Genomic DNA, 20,851 nt, shown 5'->3' on the forward strand with positions numbered 1-20,851 from the left:
GCCTTTGTCTGTCATGCGGTAACCGGTTCAGAACAGGAAGTAACGCTGGGCCATCGGCAAGGTTTGCGCCGGCTCACACCACAGCAACACACCGTCAGCCTTGACCTGATAGGTCTGCGGATCAACGTCGATGTCCGGCAGGTAATCGTTGTGAATCAGGTCGGTTTTCTGCACGTCACGGCAGCCTTTGACCACGGCGATTTTCTTCTTCAAACCCAGGGCTTCGGGCAAGCCTGCATCCTGTGCGGCCTGGCTGATGAAGGTCATGCTGGTGGCGTGCAGCGAGCCGCCGAAGCTGGCGAACATCGGGCGGTAGTGCACCGGTTGTGGCGTCGGGATCGAGGCATTGGCGTCACCCATCAGGCTGGCCGCAATGGCACCGCCCTTGAGAATCAGCGTCGGCTTCACGCCAAAAAACGCCGGGCGCCAGAGCACCAGGTCCGCCCATTTTCCCACTTCGACCGAACCCACTTCATGGCTGATGCCGTGGGTGATCGCCGGGTTGATGGTGTACTTGGCGATGTAGCGTTTGGCGCGGAAGTTGTCGTTGTCTTGACCATCGCCGGGCAGCGGCCCGCGTTGTTTTTTCATCTTGTCGGCGGTCTGCCAGGTGCGGGTGATGACCTCGCCGACACGCCCCATGGCCTGACTGTCGGAGCTGATCATCGAGAACGCACCGAGGTCGTGGAGGATGTCTTCGGCGGCAATCGTCTCGCGGCGAATGCGGCTTTCGGCGAAGGCCACATCCTCGGCAATGCTCGGGTCGAGGTGATGGCAGACCATCAGCATGTCGAGGTGTTCATCAATGGTGTTGCGGGTGAACGGCCGGGTCGGGTTGGTGGAACTGGGCAGCACGTTGGTAAAACCGCAGGCCTTGATGATGTCCGGCGCATGACCGCCACCGGCACCTTCGGTGTGATAGGTGTGAATGGTGCGGCCCTTGAAGGCGGCGAGGGTGGTTTCGACAAAACCGGATTCGTTGAGGGTGTCGGTGTGGATCGCCACCTGCACGTCGAACCGGTCGGCCACGTTCAGGCAGTTGTCGATACTCGCAGGTGTCGTGCCCCAGTCCTCATGCAACTTGAGGCCGATGGCCCCGGCCTTGACCTGTTCGATCAATGGTTCCGGCAGGCTGGCGTTACCCTTGCCGGTCAGGCCGATGTTCATCGGGAACGCGTCGGCGGCCTGGAGCATGCGCGCAAGGTGCCACGGCCCGGAGGTGCATGTGGTCGCATTGGTGCCGGTGGCCGGTCCGGTGCCGCCACCGATCATGGTGGTGACGCCGCTCATCAATGCCTCTTCGATCTGCTGCGGGCAGATGAAGTGGATGTGGGTGTCGATGCCGCCGGCGGTGAGGATCATGCCCTCACCGGCGATGACTTCGGTGCTGGCGCCAATGGCGATGTTGACGTTGGGCTGGATGTCCGGGTTGCCGGCCTTGCCGATCGCCGCGATGCGCCCGTCCTTGAGACCGACGTCGGCCTTGACGATGCCCCAATGGTCGATGATCAGCGCGTTGGTGATCAGCGTGTCGACCACCTCGGCGGCCAGCAACTGGCTCTGGCCCTGGCCGTCACGGATGACTTTACCGCCACCGAATTTCACTTCTTCACCGTAGGTGGTGAAGTCCTGTTCCACTTCGATCCACAACTCGGTGTCGGCCAGGCGCACCTTGTCACCGACAGTGGGACCGAACATGTCGGCGTAGGCTTGACGGCTGATTTTCATTTCCTCGTTCCTCGGAACTGAGCTGCAAGCTTCAAGCTGCAAGCCTCAAGTAAAAGCAAAATTGTGAGTGCCGCAAAACTGCTTTTTTCTTGCAGCTTGTGGCTTGCAGCTTGTGGCTGCTCCTCAGAGATCACCCATGACCCGACCGGCAAACCCGAACACCCGACGATGCCCCGCCAAATCCACCAACTCCACCTCGCGGCTCTGCCCCGGTTCGAAGCGCACCGCGGTACCGGCAGGAATATTCAAGCGCATGCCACGACTGGCGGCACGGTCGAAAGTCAGGGCGTCGTTGGTTTCGAAAAAGTGGTAGTGCGAGCCGACCTGGATCGGCCGATCACCACTGTTGGCCACTTTCAGGCTGATCGTGCGCCGGCCGACGTTGAGCTCGATCTCGCCAGGCTGGATCTGATATTCACCGGGAATCATCAATGGGCTCCTTGGAGAATCTTGTAGTACAGGGCCGTCGGCTTGTAGCGACCGTTTGGATCGCAGGCGTAGTCGGGGATTTCACCGGCGCGGGTATAGCCCAGTGATTGGTAGAAGTCTTCGGCGGGCGAGCCGGCCTCGGTGTCGAGGTAAAGCATGCCGCGCTTGTGCTGCAGGGCGGCTGTCTCCAGGGCACTCATCAGTTGCTGGCCCAGACCGCGACGTCGCGCATGTTCGCGCACCAGCAGCTTCTGCACTTCGGCGCGGTTCAGGCCGTTGGCTTTCTGGCACAGATTCAGCTGTACGCTGGCCTGCACCTGCTCGTCCTTGACCACCACCCACAGCAACACATTGCCCTTGTTCAGGTTGTCCTGGACCTCATCGAAATAGGCGTGGGCCTGGGTCGCATCGAGGTCAGCCATGAAGCCGACACTGGCGCCATAACCGACGGCATCGAGCAGCAGATCGATCAGGCCCTGACGATAATGCGCAAAGCTTTCGACATTGACGCGTCGCAATTGGGCGGGGTTCATGGGCGATCACTCCTTGTTGGCGGCGGGTGGTTGCGCGCCAGGATTGAGGTTCAGTTGCATGAAGGTCAGGTCCAGCCAGCGGCCGAACTTGGTACCGACCTGAGGCATTTGCCCGGTGGTGATAAAGCCGATGCGCTCATGCAAGCGAATGGAGGCGGCGTTACCGCTTTCGATGGCGGCGACCATCACGTGCTTGCCGCAGCCTTTGGCGCGTTCAATCAGCGATTCCATCAGTTGCGGACCGAGGCCGTTGCCGCGCTGGTCGCTGCGCACATAGACCGAGTGCTCGACGGTGTGGCGGAAACCGTCGAAGGGTCGCCAGTCGCCGAACGAGGCGTACCCGAGCACCGTGTTGTCGGCATCGACAATCACCAGAATCGGGTACGCCTGGGATTGCCGGGCGTTGAACCAGGCCTGGCGGTTACCGAGGTCGACCGCCTGCTCGTTCCAGATCGCTGTGGTGTTGAGTACCGCGTCGTTGTAGATGTCGCGGATGGCTGGCAAGTCGGCATGCACGGCATCGCGGATGTGGTAAGTCATGGCGCGGCCTCAGGCGATGGGTTGGTGGACGGTGACCAGTTTGGTGCCATCGGGAAAGGTGGCTTCGACCTGGATTTCCGGGATCATTTCCGGGATGCCTTCCATCACTTGTTCGCGGGTTAGCAGGGTGGTACCGAAGTGCATCAGGTCGGCCACTGTCTGGCCGTCGCGGGCGCCTTCAAGCAGCGCGGCGGAAATGTAGGCCATGGCCTCCGGGTAATTGAGTTTCACGCCACGAGCCAAACGCCGCTCGGCCACCAGGCCGGCGGTGAAGATCAGCAGCTTGTCTTTTTCGCGTGGGGTCAGGTCCATTGTTGCAATCCGTATTCGGCAGTTAAAAGGTCATTCAATCTGAGAGCACAATCCCTGTGGGAGCGCATTTCAAGTGTTCCAAATTCGTGGTGGCATGGCTTCGCGCCCCAGTAGTGTCGGACGCAACAAACGCCACAAGTCAATCAACCATCCTCGCGCCAACAACGCTTCACTGGCCAGACACCGTGCAACCAGCAACCCCGGCAATTGGGTCAGATCCCCGCGCACGTCGTTGGGCAATGAACGGCAGGTTTCCAGCAAGTCGCAATCGATTTCCCCTGTCACCAACAACGTCGCAAACACCGGTTGCCCATCGAGCCCGATGGGCGAATCCAGCAAGCCGTCCGCCCCGACAATGCGCTGGCGTTCATGCCAGAGCAACTGGCCGTCGCGACGGATATCCAGTTGCGCCTGGAAGTGCCCGAGATCGAAGCGTTCGCCGCTGGCCGGACGGCCCAGGGCCACGACGTCCCAGTAGAACAGTCGCGCATCGCCTTCAAGGTCGATGCAAGTGCTGAGTTCAGCCTGGGCAGCGCTGAAAATGATCGTCTCCTGGGGCAGCCATTCCAGTGTCGCACCGGCCGCCACCTTCAACTTCAGCTGCTGATAGGCGGGGCCGGCGGCGCGATACCACTTGGCCGCACCGGGGCTGGTGATTTGTGCCCAGGCATCGCGCTCGACGCTGGCCGAGATGTCCAGCCGATCGCCACCGGCAATACCGCCGGGCGGGTGGACGATGATGTGCTGGCAGACTTCTGGCCCTTCGGCATACAGGTGTTTTTGCACGCGCAAAGGGCCTTTGTGTCGACGCTGGACCGGGCGAGTGGTGTTGTCGAATCGGGCGTAGCCCAGCTCCAGTTCGGCGTGCCAACTGGGGGTAAACAAGGCGCCAGATGCGGGAAGAGTCATAGTCAGTGCTTATCGTGAGGTCGTCACGATGTTTGCAAAGGCTGTGCCGTAAGGTATCGCAGGCAGGAGGCGGCTATTGCCTGGTTTTACGCACCAACAGGGGGCGCCCCATGAAATATGGCGCAACAAATTGGTGCTTTACCCGTCTTTTAGACATACATATGTACCGCCATCTCTACTCCCGAAGAACTCAGTATCCAGGTGTACGCTCCCTCCTGTTGCGGGGCGACTGAATATTCTGGAGCTTCTTGATGACTAGCCATACAGATCGTGAAAATGCACGCAAACTGCTTGAGCTGCTTGCAAAACTACCATCTGAGCAACCCTCTTCGGCCGCACCCGTGTTGCCACCCTTGAGCCAACCCTTCAATTTTGCGGACGAAGCCGCGTTATGGCTGCACCATCATAAACGCGAGGGCGATAGAGAATATGGTGCGCTCGTCTTGCAGCGCCCTGATGGCAAGTATGTCGCCACAATGCCTATCGAAGGTGAGGCAACTTCATTTGATTTAGAACGTTTGCTGGCATACGACCGTGAGACCCGGACAATCAGTCATCCGGCGGGATATCTTTGCGTAGGCCGTTATCACAGCCATCCGGAATATGCAGAACAGACTGCCCGGTCTCACCCCCACTACAGCGCAGACCAGATCAAGTTGCATCAGGCGCTGCCTTCGACAGTCGATCTCGCTACAACTTTCAGGCATGTCGATGTCTTCAAAAACAATTACATTTCAAGTCACGATGGTTCTCTGGTGGCCTACTCCATCAATCCACAAAACGCATCCGGCAATCCTGGATTCGGACTGGGTTCCACGCCCGAAAGTCGAATCAAGAGGATCGTGACCATTGGCCAGTTGCGTGTCCTTGATCCAGGCACGGTCTGGAGTGGATTTCGCGGCCAGATCACGTCTGATTGGGTTCCTCACCGGGCTGGCGGACAGTGATCGACTCAGATCGTGACGAGCCCACGCACACCTTCGGCCTCCATGTTTTCACCGCGCCCCTGCTGCACGATTTCGCCCCGGGACATCACCAGGTACTGGTCGGCCAGTTCGGCGGCGAAGTCGTAGAACTGCTCCACCAGTAGAATGGCCATGTCGCCCCGGGCCGCGAGTTTTTTGATCACGGCACCGATCTCCTTGATCACCGACGGCTGGATGCCTTCGGTGGGTTCGTCGAGGATCAGCAGGCGAGGGCGGCTGGCCAGCGCACGACCGATGGCCAGTTGTTGTTGCTGGCCGCCGGAAAGATCACCCCCCCGGCGTTGCTTCATTTGCAGCAGCACCGGGAACAGCTCGTAGATGAACGCCGGCACTTCCTTCGCTTCGCTGCCGGGAAAGCGCGACAGGCCCATCAGCAGGTTTTCCTCGACGGTCAGGCGGCCGAAGATCTCCCGGCCCTGCGGCACGTAGGCGATTCCGGCATGCACACGCTGGTGCGGCTTGAATGTGGTGATCGGCTTGCCTTCCCAGTTCACGGCGCCTTCCTTCGCTGGCAGCAGGCCCATCAGGCATTTGAGCAGGGTGGTCTTGCCCACGCCGTTACGCCCGAGCAGGCAGGTAACTTCGCCGACCTTCACGTCAAACGTCAGGCCGCGCAGGATGTGGCTTCCGCCGTAGTACTGGTGCAGTTTTTCGACTTGAAGCATAGGCCCTCCGGGCAGTTGTAAGCAGCAAGCTTCAAGCTGCAAGAAAAAGCCGGATATGACCCAGCTTTAACTTGCCGCTTGTAGCTAAAAGCTTGTAGCTGTCGCGTCAGCGACCGAGATACACCTCGATCACCCGCTCGTTGTCCTGTACCTGCTCCAGCGACCCTTCGGCCAGCACGCTGCCCTGATGCAACACCGTGACGTGGTCGGCAATCGAACCGACGAAGCCCATGTCGTGCTCCACCACCATCAGCGAGTGCTTGCCGGCCAGGCTCTTGAACAGCTCGGCGGTGAATTCGGTTTCGGCGTCGGTCATGCCCGCCACCGGCTCATCGAGCAGTAGCAATTGCGGGTCCTGCATCAGCAACATGCCGATCTCCAGGAACTGCTTCTGACCGTGGGACAGCAAACCGGCGGGGCGATTGACTGAGGAGGTCAGGCGAATGGTCTCCAGCACTTGGGCGATGCGGTCTTTCTGTTCGCCGTTCAGGCGAGCCCGCAGGCTGGCCCACACTGACTTGTCGGTTTTCTGCGCCAGTTCCAGGTTCTCGAACACGCTCAAGGCTTCGAACACCGTGGGTTTCTGGAACTTGCGACCGATGCCGGCCTGGGCGATCTGCACTTCGCTCATTTGCGTCAGGTCCAGGGTTTCGCCGAACCAGGCCTTGCCGTGGCTGGGGCGGGTCTTGCCGGTGATCACGTCCATCAGCGTGGTCTTGCCTGCGCCGTTGGGGCCGATGATGCAACGCAACTCACCGACGCCGATGTACAGGTTCAGATTGTTCAGGGCGCGGAAGCCGTCGAAGCTGACACTGATATCTTCCAGGGTCAGGATGGTGCCGTGGCGGGTGTTCAGGCCTGGACCGACGCGTTGGCCAAGGCCGATGGCATCGCGGCTGCTGCCGGCGTCCTTGTTGGGCTCCACAGGAAAAAAAGCTGGTTCGAGCATGAATTCAGCCGTCGCAGTGACTCTCATAGTTCACCTCTTTTCTTCAGTAGGCCGATCACGCCTTTGGGCAGGTACAGGGTCACGACGATGAATAGCGCGCCGAGGAAGAACAGCCAGTACTCGGGAAACGCCACGGTGAACCAGCTCTTCATGCCGTTGACCACGCCGGCGCCGAGCAACGGACCGATCAAGGTGCCACGCCCACCCAGTGCCACCCAGACTGCCGCTTCGATGGAGTTGGTCGGCGACATTTCACTCGGGTTGATGATCCCCACTTGCGGCACGTACAACGCACCGGCCAAGCCGCACAACACCGCACTCAATACCCACACGAACAACTTGAAACCACGCGGATCGTAGCCGCAGAACATCAGGCGGTTTTCCGCATCGCGCAGGGCAGTCAGCACCCGTCCGAACTTGCTTTGCGCCAGGCGCCAGCCGATGTACAGGCTCGCCACCAGCAACAGCACCGTGGCGAAAAACAGCACGGCGCGGGTGCCGGGTTCAGTGATGCCAAAGCCAAGAATGGTGCGGAAGTTGGTGAAGCCGTTGTTGCCGCCGAAGCCGGTTTCGTTGCGGAAAAACAGCAGCATCCCGGCGAAGGTCAGGGCCTGGGTCATGATCGAGAAGTACACGCCCTTGATCCGCGAACGGAAGGCGAAGAAACCGAACACCAAGGCCAGCAACCCCGGCGCCAAAACCACCAGGCACAGGGTCCAGAGGAAGCTGCTGGTGCCGGTCCAGAACCACGGCATTTCGGTCCACGACAGGAAGGTCATGAACGCCGGCAAGCCATCGCCCGAGGCCTGGCGCATCAGGTACATGCCCATGGCATAGCCGCCGAGGGCGAAGAATAGGCCGTGCCCCAAGGACAGCAGCCCGGCGTAACCCCAGACCAGATCCAGTGCCAGGGCGACGATGGCGTAGCAAAGAATCTTGCCCACCAGCGTCAACGTATAGGCTGAAATATGCAGCGTGCTGTCCACCGGTAACAATGACAGCAGCGGTAGCGCCAACAGCAGAACGAGGATCATTGCACCGACAGCAATCGAGACTTTAGGGCCGGCTTTTTGGGTCGCGGTAACGAGCAGGGGCTGGTTCATCAGTCGATCACCCGTCCTTTGAGTGCGAAGAGACCTTGCGGACGTTTCTGGATGAACAGAATGATCAGCGCGAGGATGAGGATCTTGCCGAGCACGGCACCGATCTGCGGTTCGAGAATCTTGTTGGCGATCCCCAGGCCGAACGCTGCCAGCACGCTACCGGCCAACTGACCGACACCGCCGAGCACCACCACCAGGAACGAGTCGATGATGTAGCTTTGGCCGAGGTCCGGGCCGACGTTGCCGATCTGGCTCAGGGCCACGCCACCGAGGCCGGCGATGCCCGAGCCGAGGCCGAAGGCGAGCATGTCCACGCGCCCGGTGGGTACGCCGCAGCAGGCGGCCATGTTGCGGTTCTGGGTGACGGCACGAACGTTCAGGCCGAGGCGAGTCTTGTTCAGCAGCAGCCAGGTCAGCACCACCACAAACAGCGCAAAGGCAATGATGACGATGCGGTTGTACGGCAGCACCAGGTTCGGCAGCACTTGAATGCCGCCCGACAGCCACGCCGGGTTGGCCACTTCGACGTTCTGCGCGCCGAACACCAGGCGAACCAGTTGAATCAGCATCAGGCTGATGCCCCAGGTGGCGAGCAGGGTTTCCAGCGGACGGCCGTAGAGGTGGCGAATCACCGTGCGCTCCAGCGCCATGCCGATGGCTGCTGTGACGAAAAACGCCACCGGCAGCGCGATCAGCGGATAGAACTCGATGGCCTGCGGTGCGAAGCGCTGGAACATCAGTTGCACCACATAGGTCGAGTAGGCGCCGAGCATCAGCATCTCGCCGTGGGCCATGTTGATCACGCCGAGCAGGCCGAAGGTGATCGCAAGACCCAGGGCGGCGAGCAGCAGTATCGAGCCCAGCGACATACCGCTGAATGCCTGGCCGAGCATCTCGCCAACCAGCAGTTTGCGTTTGACTTGAGCGAGGCTGGTTTCGGCCGCCGTGCGCACATTGGCATCGGCCTCAACGCTAGGTTCGAGCAAGCCTTCGAGGCGTGTGCGGGCTAGCGGATCACCGGTTTCGCCGAGCAAGCGCACAGCGGCCAGCCGTACAGCCGGGTCGGCATCCACCAATTGCAGGTTGGCCAGGGCGAGGCTCAGTGCGGCATGAACGCTCTCGTCCTTCTCGCCCGCCAGTTGTTGGTCGAGGAATTTCAACTGCGCCGGCTTGGCGCTTTTCTGTAGTTGCTGCGCGGCGGTCAGACGGAGTTTGGCATCGGTGGCGAGCAACTGGTGACTGGCCATGGCCGTGTCGATCAGACCCCGCAGGCGGTTGTTCAGACGCAAGGATTTCGGCTGGCCGTCGACGCTCAACTCGCCTTGTTGCAGGGCGTTGATCAGTTCGATACGGGCCGGATCGGGTTGCGCGGCCCAAGCTTCCAACAGCCTGGCTTGCTGCACGGGATTGGCGGCGACGAAGTCTTCGGCGTCACCGGCGTGAGTGGCCATCGGCAGTAAAAATGCGATGGCCAAGATGAGACGATAAAGGGCGGTGGGCATAGATAGTCGCCTTGAAGCGGACATTGTAGGAGCGAGCCTGCTCGCGATAGCGGTTGTTCAGTCACAGAAGTGTTGAACGTGCCGCCGTCATCGCGAGCAGGCTCGCTCCTACAGGGATTTGTGTCGGGCCCGAATGCTTGGGCCCGACATCCAATGGCTCAGTTGCTCTTCACCGCATACTCCGGTTTCTTGTCGTTGCCCGGGATGAACGGGCTCCACGGCTGGGCGCGGATCGGCCCTTCGGTCTGCCACACCACGTTGAACTGACCGTCGGCCTGGATCTCGCCGATCATCACCGGCTTGTGCAGGTGGTGATTGGTCTTGTCCATGGTCAGGATGTAGCCGGACGGCGCGGCAAAGGTCTGGCCGGCCAGGGCTTCGCGGACTTTGTCGACGTCGGTGGATTTGGCTTTTTCTGCCGCTTGCGCCCACATGTGGATACCGACGTAAGTGGCTTCCATCGGATCGTTGGTCACCGCTTTGTCGGCGCCCGGCAGGTTGTGTTTCTTGGCGTAGGCTTTCCAGTCATCGACGAACTTCTTGTTCACCGGATTCTCGACCGACTCGAAGTAGTTCCACGCCGCCAGGTTGCCCACCAGTGGCTTGGTGTCGATGCCGCGCAGTTCTTCTTCGCCGACCGAGAACGCCACGACCGGAACGTCGGTGGCTTTCAGGCCCTGGTTGGCCAGTTCTTTATAGAACGGCACGTTGGAGTCGCCGTTGACGGTGGAGATAACCGCCGTCTTGCCACCGGCCGAGAACTTCTTGATGTTGGCGACGATGGTCTGGTAGTCGCTGTGGCCGAACGGGGCGTAGACCTCTTCGATGTCCTTGTCGGCCACGCCTTTGGAGTGCAGGAACGAACGCAGGATCTTGTTGGTGGTGCGTGGGTAGACGTAGTCGGTGCCGAGCAGGAAGTAGCGCTTGGCGCTGCCGCCTTCTTCGCTCATCAGGTATTCAACGGCAGGGATCGCCTGCTGGTTCGGCGCTGCGCCGGTGTAGAAGACGTTTGGCGACATCTCTTCGCCTTCGTATTGCACCGGGTAGAACAGCAGGCCGTTGAGTTCTTCGAACACCGGCAGTACCGATTTGCGCGACACGGAAGTCCAGCAACCGAACACCACGGCGACCTTGTCCTGGGTCAGCAATTGACGGCCCTTCTCGGCGAACAGCGGCCAGTTCGATGCAGGGTCGACCACCACTGGCTCCAGCATCTTGCCGTTCACGCCACCCTTGGCGTTGATCTCATCGATGGTCATCAGCGCCATGTCTTTGAGCGACGTCTCGGAGATCGCCATGGTTCCGGACAACGAATGCAGAATACCGACCTTGATGGTCTCGGCGGCCTGGACAGTCCAGGTCATGCCCATCGCGGCAATGGATGCCGAGAGTGTGAAAGCCTTGATCAAACTGCGACGCTTCATTGTGCGATCTCCATGAACTTATGAGTTTTCTTGGTTGGCAGATGCGGACTACTGAAGGTGTGTTTTGCAAGGGCTGTGCCCGGTCGGCAAAAGGCAGGGAAATGTCGTTTTAGAGCGGTTGAACGGTTTGATGGCGCACCATGAAGGATCGCGTCTGGCGCGTTGGTGCGAAGAGTTGCGCCAGATTGGGGCGGGTAGCATCGATCAATTGTGGGAGCGAGCCTGCTCTCGATAGCGCTGGGTCAGTCAACATTGGCATTACCTGAAATACCGCAATCGCGAGCAGGCTCGCTGCCACAGGATTCAACAATGGGTATCAGTTTTGTAAGCGACGAATGTCAGCTTTTAATGCAGGTTTCAAAACCATGTCCGCCACCTTCGTACTCCGGGCCGTAGTAGTACTTGGTAAATGAAGTCTTTCCGTCAGGGGTTGAAGCAATTTTCGCAATCCCGACGCCGTAATCCTTGAGCGACGGATCCGTATGGGCAAAGTAAATCGCCAGGGAACTCAAGTTGGCGGCAGCAAACCCGTCATACCGGGAGTTGTCGAGCAACGTCAGCGTAAAGCCGTAGGCACCGTGTTCGCCGGTACTCTGTTCGGCATTGAGCTTCATTTCGACAACACCTTCAAAAGGACCGATATGGCTGTCCATTCCGGTGCATTGATACCGGCCGCTGTAGTCGACGCCAGTAAAGGGTGGCTGCACTGCCCATGCGGGCGCTGAAACAAGTGCAATGGATGCGATGAACTTCTTGAACATGTTTACCTCTTCCGCTCTTGTAGGAGTTGTGGCGATTAGGTTGTAGGAATAATCGTCATTGAAGTGCGCGAGCGTTTTATAGTTGAACTCGCGAGTGCGGAGTATGAACATGATAGTGAACTTGTTAAGCGTTAACTCAATACGAGGTTTTTCCAGGCGTAAATGCAGCTTTGAAACTTTTTAATTAAATACGGCGTTAACGACGTCGCATCAAGCCGATGAAGAACACCCCACCAATTGCTGCAGTGGCAACACCGATGGGCAAGTCTTCGGGGGCGATCAGTGTCCGGGCGGCGACATCGACCCAGACGAGAAACACGCTGCCGAGCAACACGCACACCGGCAGTAATCTTCGGTGTTCAGCCCCGACCAGGCGCCGCGCAATGTGCGGCACCATCAGCCCGACAAAACCGATCGAGCCGCTGATCGACACCAGAACCCCGGTCATCAATGACGCAATCAGAAACACCCGCAGGCGCACGGTGCGTGCATTCAGGCCCAGGGTCACCGCAGTCTGTTCGCCGGCCATCAGCGCATTCAGCGGACGCGCCATGCCCAACAGCAACATCAGCCCGAGCAACACACTGGCTGTCGGCACCGCCAGCAGCTCCCAGCGTGCCAACCCGAGCCCGCCGAGCATCCAGAACATCACCGCTGAACTGGCCCGATGGTCGCCCATGAACAGCAGCAAATTGGCAATCGCCATCATCACGAACGACACCGCCACGCCGCACAGCAGCAAGCGGTCACTGTCGAGGCGACCATGACGACTGGCGATCATCAGCACCACCAGCATGCTCAGCAATGCCCCGATGAATGCGGCGATCGGCAAGGTCAGCAGGCCAACGATTTCACCGACATGCAGCACCACGATCACTGCGCCAAGTGTGGCACCGGAAGTCACGCCGAGCAGGTGCGGGTCAGCCAACGGGTTGCGCGTGACCGCTTGCAGCACCGCGCCGATCAGCGCCAGGCCGGCGCCCACCAGCGCGCCGAGTAGCATGCGCGGGACGCGGATCAGCCAGACGATATGTTCCTGTCCGGGGGGCCAGTCCGACACACCGAAACCGAACAGCTTGTGCAACAGGATGCGCCACACAACATCCAGCGGCACCCGCGCCGGGCCGAAACCCAAGGACACCACGCACGACACCAGCAACAGGGCACCGAGGGCGATCAGCAACAGGGCGTAGCGACGGTTGATCATTCGCCGTGGAAACCCTTGGCCAGGGTGGCGACTGCCAGCACGTTATCGATCCCCGGCGTAGCCTGCACGTAAGGGATGACGATGAAGCGCCGGTGCTTGATCGCATCCACCGATTGCAGGGCCTTGTTGCTCAGCAGGAATTGAATCTTCTGATCGGCAGTGATTTCGCTGTAATCGACGATCACGATCACCTGCGGGTTGCGCTCAACCACGGTTTCCCAATTGACCCGGGTCCAGCTCGCGTCGACATCCTCCAGGACATTGCGCCCGCCAGCGGCGTCGATCAGCGCTTGCGGCATGCCCAGGCGGCCCGAAGTCATGGCGCGGTCTTCGCCGCTGTCGTACAGGAAGACCCGCGGTTTTTCCGCAGGCAGGTCTTTGCGAATATTCGCGACTTGCGCCTGCATGTCGGCAATCAGGGCATTGGCGCGGTCCTGCACGTCAAAGATTCTGCCGAGGTTGCGCAGGTCGTTGTAGGTGTCTTCGAGACTGGCTGGTGGGCGTTTCATCACGAAGGCGCAGGATTCGCTCAGCTCATACACATTGATGCCCAGTGGTTGCAGGGTTTGTGGCGTGAGGTCGCCGCCGATACGCATGCCGTAGTCCCAGCCGGCGAAGAAGAAATCGACGTTGGCATTGAGCAGGGTTTCCACCGACGGGTACTTGGCCGCCAGTTCCGGCAAGCCTTCGAGAATGCTCTGCATCTCGGGCGTCACGGCCTTCCAGCCACTGATGCCGCTGTAACCGGCCATCTGCGGCTTGAGGCCGAGGGCGAGCATCATCTGAGTCATGTTGATGTCGTGGCTGAGGGCGTGTTTTGGTGCCTGCTTGAAGGTTACCTCGCGGTTGCAGCTTTTGATTGTCAGCGGGTAGCGGGTGGCTTCGGCCAATGCCTGGGCGCTGCCCAGCAGCATCGCGAGACAGAGACAGGAGCGCAGCAGGGAACGCAAAGTCATGGTTGGGTTATCCAGGTGATTCGTGGGTAGCTGTGCAGCGGATGTTTATCGATCAGCGCTTCGACGCCGAACACACTGCGCAGCAGCGCAGCCGTCAGGACTTCTTTCGGTGTGCCGCTGGCGACGATACGACCATGGTTGATCACGTACAGCCGATCACAGAAAGCCGCCGCCAGATTGAGATCATGGATGCTCGCCAGGGTGCCGATGTTCAAGCGCTTGACCAACTGCAAAAGCTCAAGCTGATAGCGCGGGTCGAGGTGGTTGGTCGGCTCGTCGAGGATCAGTAACTGTGGTTGCTGGGCCAGGGCGCGGGCGAGGATGACTCGCTGTTTTTCACCACCGGAGAGGGTGGCGAACCCGTGGTCTTCGAAGCCCTTGAGGCCGACGGATTCCAGGGCCTGATTGATCAGGTCGCGGTCTTCAAGGGTGTCGCCATCGAACAGGCCTTTGTGCGGCGTGCGGCCCATGGCGACCACCTCGAAGACGGTCAGGCCGAAGGCATCAGGGAATTCCTGCAACACCACGGCGATGCGTTGTGCGCACCAACGTGAGGATTGTTTCCAGACGTTCTGGTGATCGAGCCTGACCTCGCCGCTTTCCGGTTTATTGAAGCGCCAGGCACAGCGCAACAGGCTGGTCTTGCCGCTGCCGTTGGGGCCGATCAGCCCGACGAACTCACCGGCGGCAACGTGCAGCGAGGCATCACGCAGCTGGAATTGGTGATGGCAATGGCCGTGACCCAGTGGGGACCAGGTGAGGTTTGTGAGGTTCAGCGAGGTCATGCAGTGGCTCTTGAGGTGATGCCAAGGGCCCCATCGCGAGCAAGCTCGCTCCCACAGGTCTTACGCAATCCCTGTGGGAGCGAGCTTGCTCGCGATGGGGCTGAGTTGATGCGCGGGGAGTTTACAGTGCCTTTCGCCCCGCGCATCTCGCCTGTTTCAAGATGAAGATGAGGCCGATTCAGTTTGCCGGGTGAAGCGCGAAAGCAGCACACGATCCAGCACCCACACCACCACCAGCGAAGCGCCCACCAACGGGAAGGCCACCGCCAGCGCGAACATGATCACCATCGCGGTTTTCCATTTCGGCAGGTCGTGGCGCAGCGGCGGCACACCGAGTTTTCCCTGCGGGCGGCGCTTCCACCAGATCACCACGCCGCTGACCGCGCTGAGCAAAATCATCAGGCATATCAGCAACACCACGATCTGATTGAACACGCCGAACATCTTACCTTCGTGCAGCATCACACCGATTTCCGTGGCTCGGGCGACGGTGCCGTACTGCTCGAAACGTACATCGGCCAGGACCTTGCCGGTGTACTGATCGATGTGCAGCGTGGCGTCATTGCGCGGGTCATCGGCGAACACGGCGATGGTGAACACGCCGGTTGCAGTGGTCGGCAGGGTGATGCTGTAACCCGGTTCGACCTTGCGTTCGCTGGCGATGTTTTGTACGTCTTGCAGGCGGATGGTCGGCGAGGCCGGACCGGCCGCTGCGGCGTCGTGGGCCATGTGCTCGGCATGGTCGCCGGACATCGGCATCGGCGTGTTTTCCATGGCCCACGGCACGGTCTGGCGGGTGGCGGTGTTGAGGCTGCGCGCCTCGACGTCGGACTTCGGCACGTCATCCCACATGGCAGCCGGGAACACGTTCCACACTTCGGCGTACTGTTTGCCCCAGAAGCCGGTCCAGGTCATGCCGCTGAGCAGCATCACCAGCAGCAGGGACGCGCCCCAAAAGCCGGTGACCGCGTGCAGGTCGCGCCACAATACGCGACCCCGACTGTTCAAACGTGGCCATAAAATGCCGGCGGCCTGCCCGCGCGGCCACCACAGGAAAATGCCCGACACCACCAGCACCACGCCCCAACCGGCGGCCAGTTCGATCAGTCGATCACCAACGGTGCCGATCATCAGCTCGCCGTGAATCGACCGGGCAATGGCTTGCAGGTTCTTCTTGGCGTCTTGCTCACCGAGGATGTCGCCGTGGTACGGATCGACGAAAACGTTCAGCTCCTTGCCGCCATTGAGCACGACAAACTGCGCGCTGCGTTCGGCGTTGACCGGTGGCAGGTACTGCTTGATCGTGGCTTGTGGGTACGCGTCTTTCACGCGCTTGAGCAGGTCGTCGGCCGGGACCGTGTGATGACCGGCCGGGACGTTGAGCAGGCTGCTGTACATCAGCGAGTCAAGTTGCGGTTTGAACAGATAGATGGTGCCGGTCAGGGCCAGCATCACCATGAATGGCGCAACGAATAATCCTGCATAGAAATGCCAGCGCCAGGCCAGGTTGTAGAAATTCACTTTGGGCTGTTTCATCACGTGTGCTCCGCTAGGCTGGATCTTTTAGTTGTTTGTTTTGCGGTTGCTGCGCAACCGATCGCGGGCAGGCTCGCTCCCCTGTAGGAGCGAGCTTGCTCGCGAAGCTTTTAGAAACTCATGTCCACCTTGGTCCAGAGCGTTCGCCCCGGTTCCTTGATGGCTTGCGGGTCATTGGCCGGGTAGCCGAAACCGGCGTTGCCGGCCAGGTTCAAGTGCTCGGCGTAAGCCTTGCCGAACAGGTTGTCGACGCCGCTGCTGACCTTCCAGTTGCTGTTGATCCGATAGGCACCATTGAGGGAGAACACGCCGAAGCCCGGCGTCTTGCCGAAATCCTTGCCGACCACGTTGCCCTTGTTCTGGTCGATGCGGTTTTGCGCGGCGACCACTCTCCACAGTGCGCCGGCGCTCCAGTTATCTTCGCTGTAGGTCAGACCGAAACGGGCATCCAGCGGCGGCATTTGCGGCAATGCACTGCCATCGCTGCTGTTCTTGCCCCAGGCGTAGGCCAGGGTCGCGTCGGCTTTCCAGTTGTCAGTGAGGTTGTAGGCGGCGCCCAGTTCGCCGCCCATGATTCGCGCGTCGATGTTTTCGGCTTGCGAGGTCGTACCCATCATCGTCGGGGTGTAGTTGAACAGGATGTAATCGCGCACCTGCCCGACGTAAGCCGAGGCCCAGGCTTCGAGGTCTTCGGTCTTGTATTGCAGGCCGAAATCGAGCTGGGTGGTTTTTTCCGGCTTGATCGAATCGAAGGCATTCACCGAACCGGCGGGGCCGGACTTGGGTGAAAACAGCTCCCAGTAATCCGGGAATCGCTGGGTGTGACCGAGGCCGGCATACAAGGTGGTCGGGCTGTCGGCCAGGTCATGCTCGTAGCGGATGAAACCGCTCGGCAGGGTATCGGCGCGGGTGTCGTCGGCGGTCGGATTCGGGCGGGTCATCATGCCCGAGCCGATGGTCTGCCGATAATCCTTGGCCGAGGCGCGGTCCAGGCGTGCGCCACTGATCAGGCGGTCACGGTCGGCGGCGTACCAGGTCAGTTCGCCGAACACACCGTAGTTATGGAAGTCGGCATCCTTGGTGTACGGCAGGTCCTTGTAAGTGTCGACACCCATGGCGCCGCGCTGGCGATGCTCGTTGGTCTGCGCATCGATGCCGCTGATCAGCTGCACATCAGCCCAGCGCCAGGTGGCCTTGACCCGGGCGCCGAGGGTGCGGCGGTCGACGTTGGAGGCCATGGGACCGGCCATCATCCCGGTGCCGGATGGCGTGCGCAGGGTGTAGTTGTCCATCACGTGGTCGGCGTAGTTGTAGTAGACCTGCGCCTCGACCTTATCCAGCACCTCGCCGATGTTGGACTGTTCGAAGCGCAGGCCGAGGCTTTCGCGCAGGAACTGCGAACCGTCCATGCCGCGCCCGGCGTAGCGGGCTTCACCATCGCCACGGCCGGCGGTCAGTTCCAGCAAGGTGTCGGTATTCGGCGTCCAGCCGACGGCCACGTCACCGTTCCATTTGTCATAGCGCGACGCCACGGTGTCGTTGTTGCCGTCCTGGTAGTCGTCGGAGTGCGCGGTGTTGCCGATGACCCGCACATAACCCGATTGTCCACCGGCTGCGGCATCCACCAGTTTGTCGAAGCGACCGTAGGAACCAGCCAGCACGCTGGCGTTGACCCGTGTGCCGAGTTCACCGAAGTGCTCCGGCTCACGGTCGAACAGAATGGTCCCGGCCGAAGAACCCGGTCCCCACAGCACGGTTTGCGGGCCTTTGATCACGGTGAGCTTGTCGTAGGTTTCCGGCGAGATGTAGGAGGTCGGTGCATCCATCCGGCCCGGGCAAGCGCCGAGCATCATGCTGCCGTTGGTGAGGATGTTCAGGCGCGAACCGAACATGCCGCGCAGCACCGGATCGCCATTGGTGCCGCCATTGCGCACCATGGCGAAGCCCGGAATGGTCTTCAGGTAATCGGCACCGTCACTGGCCGGCACGGGTTGGCGCGGGTCCTTGGGGTTTGTGACGATGGTCAAGGGCGAACTGGGTGCAACGGCGGTAATCACCGTCGGGCTCAGTTCTTCAGTGTGACCGGCATGGTCATCGGCCAGTGCAGAAGGCGCCAGCAAAGCACCGCACAGGATCGCGGTGGCGTACCTGAAACGAATGCCGGATTCGTTCAGGGCAATAGAGGCTTGGGCAGGGCTCAAGCACGGGACAGCGGAAAACCTGGACATGACAATTTCCATCGAACAGTCGTAAACGACACGGCCGGCAGCCAGCGCAATCCCTGTGGAATTGAGCGTTGGTTGTCTTGCGGACCGTGTGAAATCAGAAGTAAGTGTTTACGCGACGACGGGCGGGGCGCGGGTGCGGGCGCCGGGGAAGAAGGTTTGCCGGGCATGGCCCAGGCGTGGGGAGGGGGTGGTGAAGGTGTTGACGGACGGGATGACGAAGTTGGCGAAAGACACGCCACCGGTCAGCGCCGGGCAATTGAACAGCAGGCTGCAATAGCCGCACTTTTCCCACAGCACATGGTGCCCCGGGGCTGGCGGGCAATGCTCTGCGGTGGCTTGCGTGGAATGGTCGGCATGCTCCATCGCCGACATGTCCATCGGCATGTCCATGCTCATACCGGCAGGCATGCTCATCGACATGGCGCGCGAATCCATCGGCATCGACTGAGAAATCAGCGGACCGATAAAGATCATCAGCATGGCGAACAGGCTGACCCAGCTGCCGCGTGTCAGGCTCAATGCCTGATTGCGTGACCTGGATGACCTGGCGCTAAGCGGGCGCATGGGCGTTTTCAGTTCAGGCGATTACGGCTTGTGCACGTGCGCTTGCATGGCGTCCTGCGCCTGCTTCTGCACCGCGACTTCGACCGTCACGTCACCAGACTTCTCGAAGTGCAGCGTCATGGGGAAGCGCTTGCCATCAACTAGCAGGCTGCGGTCCTTGAGGCCCAGCAACATCACGTGATAGGCCATGGGGGCGAAAGTAACCTCGCCACCGGCGGGCACTTCCACGCTCGGTACGTGCTGCATTTTCATCATGTCGCCTTGCATCACGTGCTCATGCAATTGCGCTTCGCCCGCAATGGGGGTGTCGACGCTGAGCAGGCGGTCGGCGGTCTTGCCTTGATTGTTGATCACGAAATACGCCGCAACGGTGGGTGCATTGGGCGGCAACTCCTGGGACCACGGATGAGCGATTTCCAGTGTGCCGACCTTGTATTCGTGGGCATTGGCAAAGCACGCAGGCAGCAGCAACGCAGCCAGAACGATGAGTTTGTTCAACATGGCAGTTCTCCGGAACGATTTAAAAACGCAGTCAATTGCGAGAAAAAATCACACCAGAGGGGACGCGCGGGGGTTGAGACTCGGCCATTGCTGGCGCGGTGAGGGGCTTTCGAGCGAGGTGGCGGGCAGGCTTCGGTTGGATTCGAAGTGCGCGAAATACAGCTGTGGCGAATGTCCCGGCAACGCCACCAATGGCGCAGAACCCGAGCAGCACCAGCAATGCTGCATGTTGGAATGATCGTCGTTTTGCGGGGCTTTCTGTTCAAGGTCCCCGATGGAAATCGCCACCATACGGGTGCCGCTGGAACTGCAGAAACTGCCCCACAACAACTGTTCGGCTGGTGACTTCGCCGTTTGCGCCATCGCTCCGGACATCGGCATGGCGAGCATGTTGAACAGCACTGCGAAGCAGGCTATCCAGGCAATTGCGAGCCGTTGTCGGGACATGGGACAAAATCCGTTTGGGTGGGCGATCAGGCGCGGGCTATTTAGCCTGATCAGGGCCGATAAGTAAAAAGACGGCGTGCGGTTTGGTGTCGCAGCACAAAGACGTCAGCTCAGTGCGCACGTACCGCATGTACTTGTATTTCTACTCCAAGCGTAGCGCGAATTACGGCGAATATTGCAGCCAGGTTGTCCATGCTTGGGTTGCCTTTGGCGGACAACATTCGATGGAGGCTTTTGCTGGGCTTTGCCGTTTCCTTTGCCAGTTCTTCAAAACCAACGGTGGCGTTGATGAGGTCGCGAAGGATGATCCGCGCCATTTCGGGTTCGCCGTTAAGAAACAGAGTAGCAGCCTCATCCAACAGTGCCTGGGCGAACTCGGGATCACGTTGGGCGCGCTCGGCAATGGTGTGTTTGTAGCTTCTGGTGAGCGCCATGACGTTATCTCCGGTGTCGTTCAGTCTTTTTTCGGGATCGAAACTCGGCTATCAGTACTTTCGCCTGCTTGATGTCAGTTTTTTGTGTGGACTTGTCACCGCCACCAAAAAGGATGATCAGGTGCTTCCCTTCTTGAACGAGATAGATTCTATAGCCCGGCCCCCAATTTATCCGGTACTCGCCGAGCCCGTCGAACCACTTGATGTTTGATGTGTTTCCTAACTCGAGGCGCAGCAACGCGGTGGATACCTTAAGCGCTGCTTGCGCATCCAAGCTGGAAAACCAGCGACCAAAGGGGCTGGTTTCGTTGTCCTGTACGTATTCTTCGAGTGTGATCACAGGCAGCCCTGA

General features: G+C 60.2%; 23 protein-coding genes. 1 reads left to right on the plus strand and 22 read right to left on the minus strand.

The features are described 5' to 3' along the window. Window positions 1-27 precede the first annotated feature (27 nt). The 6 genes from ureC to VC35_RS10955 form a co-directional block, all read right to left on the minus strand. On the minus strand, window positions 28-1,728 hold the full coding sequence (gene ureC, locus VC35_RS10930) for an urease subunit alpha (RefSeq protein WP_046039904.1): 1,701 nt from the start codon (window positions 1,726-1,728) through the stop codon (window positions 28-30). 123 nt (window positions 1,729-1,851) lie between these two features. After that, a complete protein-coding gene (locus VC35_RS10935) occupies window positions 1,852-2,157 on the minus strand; it encodes an urease subunit beta (RefSeq protein WP_046039905.1) in 306 nt (101 codons plus the stop codon). Beyond that, window positions 2,157-2,690: a GNAT family N-acetyltransferase gene (locus VC35_RS10940; protein WP_046039907.1), complete on the minus strand. Its 534-nt coding sequence runs from the start codon at window positions 2,688-2,690 to the stop codon at window positions 2,157-2,159. Before VC35_RS10940 ends, VC35_RS10935 begins: the two co-directional genes overlap by 1 nt. A 6-nt stretch (window positions 2,691-2,696) precedes the next feature. Further along, a complete protein-coding gene (locus tag VC35_RS10945; RefSeq protein WP_046039908.1) occupies window positions 2,697-3,230 on the minus strand; it encodes a GNAT family N-acetyltransferase in 534 nt (177 codons plus the stop codon). A gap of 9 nt (window positions 3,231-3,239) precedes the next feature. Beyond that, on the minus strand, window positions 3,240-3,542 hold the full coding sequence (locus VC35_RS10950) for an urease subunit gamma (RefSeq protein WP_007945249.1): 303 nt from the start codon (window positions 3,540-3,542) through the stop codon (window positions 3,240-3,242). A gap of 69 nt (window positions 3,543-3,611) precedes the next feature. Further along, window positions 3,612-4,451, minus strand: coding sequence for an urease accessory protein UreD (locus tag VC35_RS10955; protein ID WP_046039910.1), 840 nt, complete (start codon window positions 4,449-4,451; stop codon window positions 3,612-3,614). A gap of 251 nt (window positions 4,452-4,702) precedes the next feature. Between VC35_RS10955 and VC35_RS28840 the strand changes: the two genes are divergently transcribed. Further along, entirely contained in the window at window positions 4,703-5,398 is a 696-nt protein-coding gene (locus VC35_RS28840) for a DUF4329 domain-containing protein (RefSeq protein ID WP_080925295.1), read from the plus strand. Window positions 5,399-5,403: 5 nt separating this feature from the next. On the opposite strand, the gene urtE is transcribed toward VC35_RS28840, so the two are convergent. The 16 genes from urtE to VC35_RS11035 all read right to left on the minus strand — a co-directional run bounded on the left by urtE (window position 5,404) and on the right by VC35_RS11035 (window position 20,839). Continuing rightward, on the minus strand, window positions 5,404-6,102 hold the full coding sequence (gene urtE / locus VC35_RS10960; RefSeq protein ID WP_007979642.1) for an urea ABC transporter ATP-binding subunit UrtE: 699 nt from the start codon (window positions 6,100-6,102) through the stop codon (window positions 5,404-5,406). Window positions 6,103-6,208: 106 nt separating this feature from the next. Then, on the minus strand, window positions 6,209-7,078 hold the full coding sequence (gene urtD, locus VC35_RS10965; RefSeq protein WP_046039912.1) for an urea ABC transporter ATP-binding protein UrtD: 870 nt from the start codon (window positions 7,076-7,078) through the stop codon (window positions 6,209-6,211). Beyond that, on the minus strand, window positions 7,075-8,154 hold the full coding sequence (gene urtC / locus VC35_RS10970) for an urea ABC transporter permease subunit UrtC (RefSeq protein ID WP_046039913.1): 1,080 nt from the start codon (window positions 8,152-8,154) through the stop codon (window positions 7,075-7,077). The genes urtD and urtC overlap by 4 nt, the downstream gene beginning before the upstream one ends. Further along, entirely contained in the window at window positions 8,154-9,656 is a 1,503-nt protein-coding gene (gene urtB / locus VC35_RS10975) for an urea ABC transporter permease subunit UrtB (RefSeq protein WP_046039915.1), read from the minus strand. The genes urtC and urtB overlap by 1 nt, the downstream gene beginning before the upstream one ends. Before the next feature lie 158 nt (window positions 9,657-9,814). After that, window positions 9,815-11,080, minus strand: a complete 1,266-nt coding sequence (gene urtA / locus VC35_RS10980; RefSeq protein ID WP_046039916.1) for an urea ABC transporter substrate-binding protein — start codon at window positions 11,078-11,080, stop codon at window positions 9,815-9,817. 338 nt (window positions 11,081-11,418) lie between these two features. Beyond that, window positions 11,419-11,841, minus strand: a complete 423-nt coding sequence (locus VC35_RS10985; protein WP_046039989.1) for a hypothetical protein — start codon at window positions 11,839-11,841, stop codon at window positions 11,419-11,421. A gap of 196 nt (window positions 11,842-12,037) precedes the next feature. Further along, complete coding sequence (locus tag VC35_RS10990) at window positions 12,038-13,048, minus strand: FecCD family ABC transporter permease (RefSeq protein WP_046039918.1); 1,011 nt, start codon at window positions 13,046-13,048, stop codon at window positions 12,038-12,040. After that, a complete protein-coding gene (locus VC35_RS10995) occupies window positions 13,045-14,004 on the minus strand; it encodes an ABC transporter substrate-binding protein (RefSeq protein ID WP_046039920.1) in 960 nt (319 codons plus the stop codon). The genes VC35_RS10990 and VC35_RS10995 overlap by 4 nt, the downstream gene beginning before the upstream one ends. Then, window positions 14,001-14,789 (minus strand): ABC transporter ATP-binding protein, encoded by a 789-nt coding sequence (locus VC35_RS11000; RefSeq protein ID WP_046039923.1) that lies wholly within the window; start codon window positions 14,787-14,789, stop codon window positions 14,001-14,003. Before VC35_RS11000 ends, VC35_RS10995 begins: the two co-directional genes overlap by 4 nt. Before the next feature lie 156 nt (window positions 14,790-14,945). Beyond that, window positions 14,946-16,325, minus strand: coding sequence for a PepSY-associated TM helix domain-containing protein (locus VC35_RS11005; protein WP_046039925.1), 1,380 nt, complete (start codon window positions 16,323-16,325; stop codon window positions 14,946-14,948). 110 nt (window positions 16,326-16,435) lie between these two features. Further along, complete coding sequence (locus VC35_RS11010; protein WP_046039927.1) at window positions 16,436-18,553, minus strand: TonB-dependent copper receptor; 2,118 nt, start codon at window positions 18,551-18,553, stop codon at window positions 16,436-16,438. Window positions 18,554-18,661: 108 nt separating this feature from the next. Then, the gene (locus VC35_RS11015; RefSeq protein WP_046039928.1) at window positions 18,662-19,117 is read right to left on the minus strand and encodes a DUF2946 domain-containing protein; all 456 of its coding nucleotides are present in this window, start codon (window positions 19,115-19,117) and stop codon (window positions 18,662-18,664) included. A 21-nt stretch (window positions 19,118-19,138) separates the two neighbouring features. Further along, complete coding sequence (locus VC35_RS11020) at window positions 19,139-19,618, minus strand: copper chaperone PCu(A)C (protein ID WP_046039930.1); 480 nt, start codon at window positions 19,616-19,618, stop codon at window positions 19,139-19,141. Between the two features lie 48 nt (window positions 19,619-19,666). Next, window positions 19,667-20,065 carry a DUF2946 domain-containing protein gene (locus tag VC35_RS11025; RefSeq protein WP_046039932.1) on the minus strand — a complete coding sequence of 133 codons (399 nt, stop codon included), beginning with the start codon at window positions 20,063-20,065 and terminating at the stop codon, window positions 19,667-19,669. Between the two features lie 110 nt (window positions 20,066-20,175). Beyond that, on the minus strand, window positions 20,176-20,499 hold the full coding sequence (locus tag VC35_RS11030) for a helix-turn-helix domain-containing transcriptional regulator (RefSeq protein ID WP_008016808.1): 324 nt from the start codon (window positions 20,497-20,499) through the stop codon (window positions 20,176-20,178). Between the two features lie 4 nt (window positions 20,500-20,503). After that, window positions 20,504-20,839 carry a type II toxin-antitoxin system RelE/ParE family toxin gene (locus VC35_RS11035; protein WP_046039935.1) on the minus strand — a complete coding sequence of 112 codons (336 nt, stop codon included), beginning with the start codon at window positions 20,837-20,839 and terminating at the stop codon, window positions 20,504-20,506. Window positions 20,840-20,851: the final 12 nt, after the last annotated feature.

It is taken from the genome of Pseudomonas fluorescens, from assembly GCF_000967965.1.
GTDB lineage: Bacteria > Pseudomonadota > Gammaproteobacteria > Pseudomonadales > Pseudomonadaceae > Aquipseudomonas > Aquipseudomonas grandcourensis.

Excerpts from the sequence above, each read along its gene's own strand:
- VC35_RS10995 (WP_046039920.1), bottom strand. The coding sequence starts at position 14,004 with ATGACTTTGCGTTCCCTGCTGCGCTCCTGTCTCTGTCTCGCGATGCTG.
- urtE (WP_007979642.1), bottom strand. The coding sequence starts at position 6,102 with ATGCTTCAAGTCGAAAAACTGCACCAGTACTACGGCGGAAGCCACATC.
- VC35_RS11000 (WP_046039923.1), bottom strand. The coding sequence starts at position 14,789 with ATGACCTCGCTGAACCTCACAAACCTCACCTGGTCCCCACTGGGTCAC.
- ureC (WP_046039904.1), bottom strand. The coding sequence starts at position 1,728 with ATGAAAATCAGCCGTCAAGCCTACGCCGACATGTTCGGTCCCACTGTC.
- VC35_RS10940 (WP_046039907.1), bottom strand. The coding sequence starts at position 2,690 with ATGAACCCCGCCCAATTGCGACGCGTCAATGTCGAAAGCTTTGCGCAT.
- VC35_RS10985 (WP_046039989.1), bottom strand. The coding sequence starts at position 11,841 with ATGTTCAAGAAGTTCATCGCATCCATTGCACTTGTTTCAGCGCCCGCA.
- VC35_RS11025 (WP_046039932.1), bottom strand. The coding sequence starts at position 20,065 with ATGTCCCGACAACGGCTCGCAATTGCCTGGATAGCCTGCTTCGCAGTG.
- VC35_RS11030 (WP_008016808.1), bottom strand. The coding sequence starts at position 20,499 with ATGGCGCTCACCAGAAGCTACAAACACACCATTGCCGAGCGCGCCCAA.
- urtB (WP_046039915.1), bottom strand. The coding sequence starts at position 9,656 with ATGCCCACCGCCCTTTATCGTCTCATCTTGGCCATCGCATTTTTACTG.
- urtC (WP_046039913.1), bottom strand. The coding sequence starts at position 8,154 with ATGAACCAGCCCCTGCTCGTTACCGCGACCCAAAAAGCCGGCCCTAAA.
- VC35_RS11010 (WP_046039927.1), bottom strand. The coding sequence starts at position 18,553 with ATGTCCAGGTTTTCCGCTGTCCCGTGCTTGAGCCCTGCCCAAGCCTCT.
- urtA (WP_046039916.1), bottom strand. The coding sequence starts at position 11,080 with ATGAAGCGTCGCAGTTTGATCAAGGCTTTCACACTCTCGGCATCCATT.
- VC35_RS28840 (WP_080925295.1), top strand. The coding sequence starts at position 4,703 with ATGACTAGCCATACAGATCGTGAAAATGCACGCAAACTGCTTGAGCTG.
- VC35_RS11005 (WP_046039925.1), bottom strand. The coding sequence starts at position 16,325 with ATGAAACAGCCCAAAGTGAATTTCTACAACCTGGCCTGGCGCTGGCAT.
- VC35_RS10945 (WP_046039908.1), bottom strand. The coding sequence starts at position 3,230 with ATGACTTACCACATCCGCGATGCCGTGCATGCCGACTTGCCAGCCATC.
- VC35_RS10990 (WP_046039918.1), bottom strand. The coding sequence starts at position 13,048 with ATGATCAACCGTCGCTACGCCCTGTTGCTGATCGCCCTCGGTGCCCTG.
- VC35_RS11020 (WP_046039930.1), bottom strand. The coding sequence starts at position 19,618 with ATGTTGAACAAACTCATCGTTCTGGCTGCGTTGCTGCTGCCTGCGTGC.
- VC35_RS10950 (WP_007945249.1), bottom strand. The coding sequence starts at position 3,542 with ATGGACCTGACCCCACGCGAAAAAGACAAGCTGCTGATCTTCACCGCC.
- VC35_RS10935 (WP_046039905.1), bottom strand. The coding sequence starts at position 2,157 with ATGATTCCCGGTGAATATCAGATCCAGCCTGGCGAGATCGAGCTCAAC.
- VC35_RS10955 (WP_046039910.1), bottom strand. The coding sequence starts at position 4,451 with ATGACTCTTCCCGCATCTGGCGCCTTGTTTACCCCCAGTTGGCACGCC.
- urtD (WP_046039912.1), bottom strand. The coding sequence starts at position 7,078 with ATGAGAGTCACTGCGACGGCTGAATTCATGCTCGAACCAGCTTTTTTT.
- VC35_RS11015 (WP_046039928.1), bottom strand. The coding sequence starts at position 19,117 with ATGCGCCCGCTTAGCGCCAGGTCATCCAGGTCACGCAATCAGGCATTG.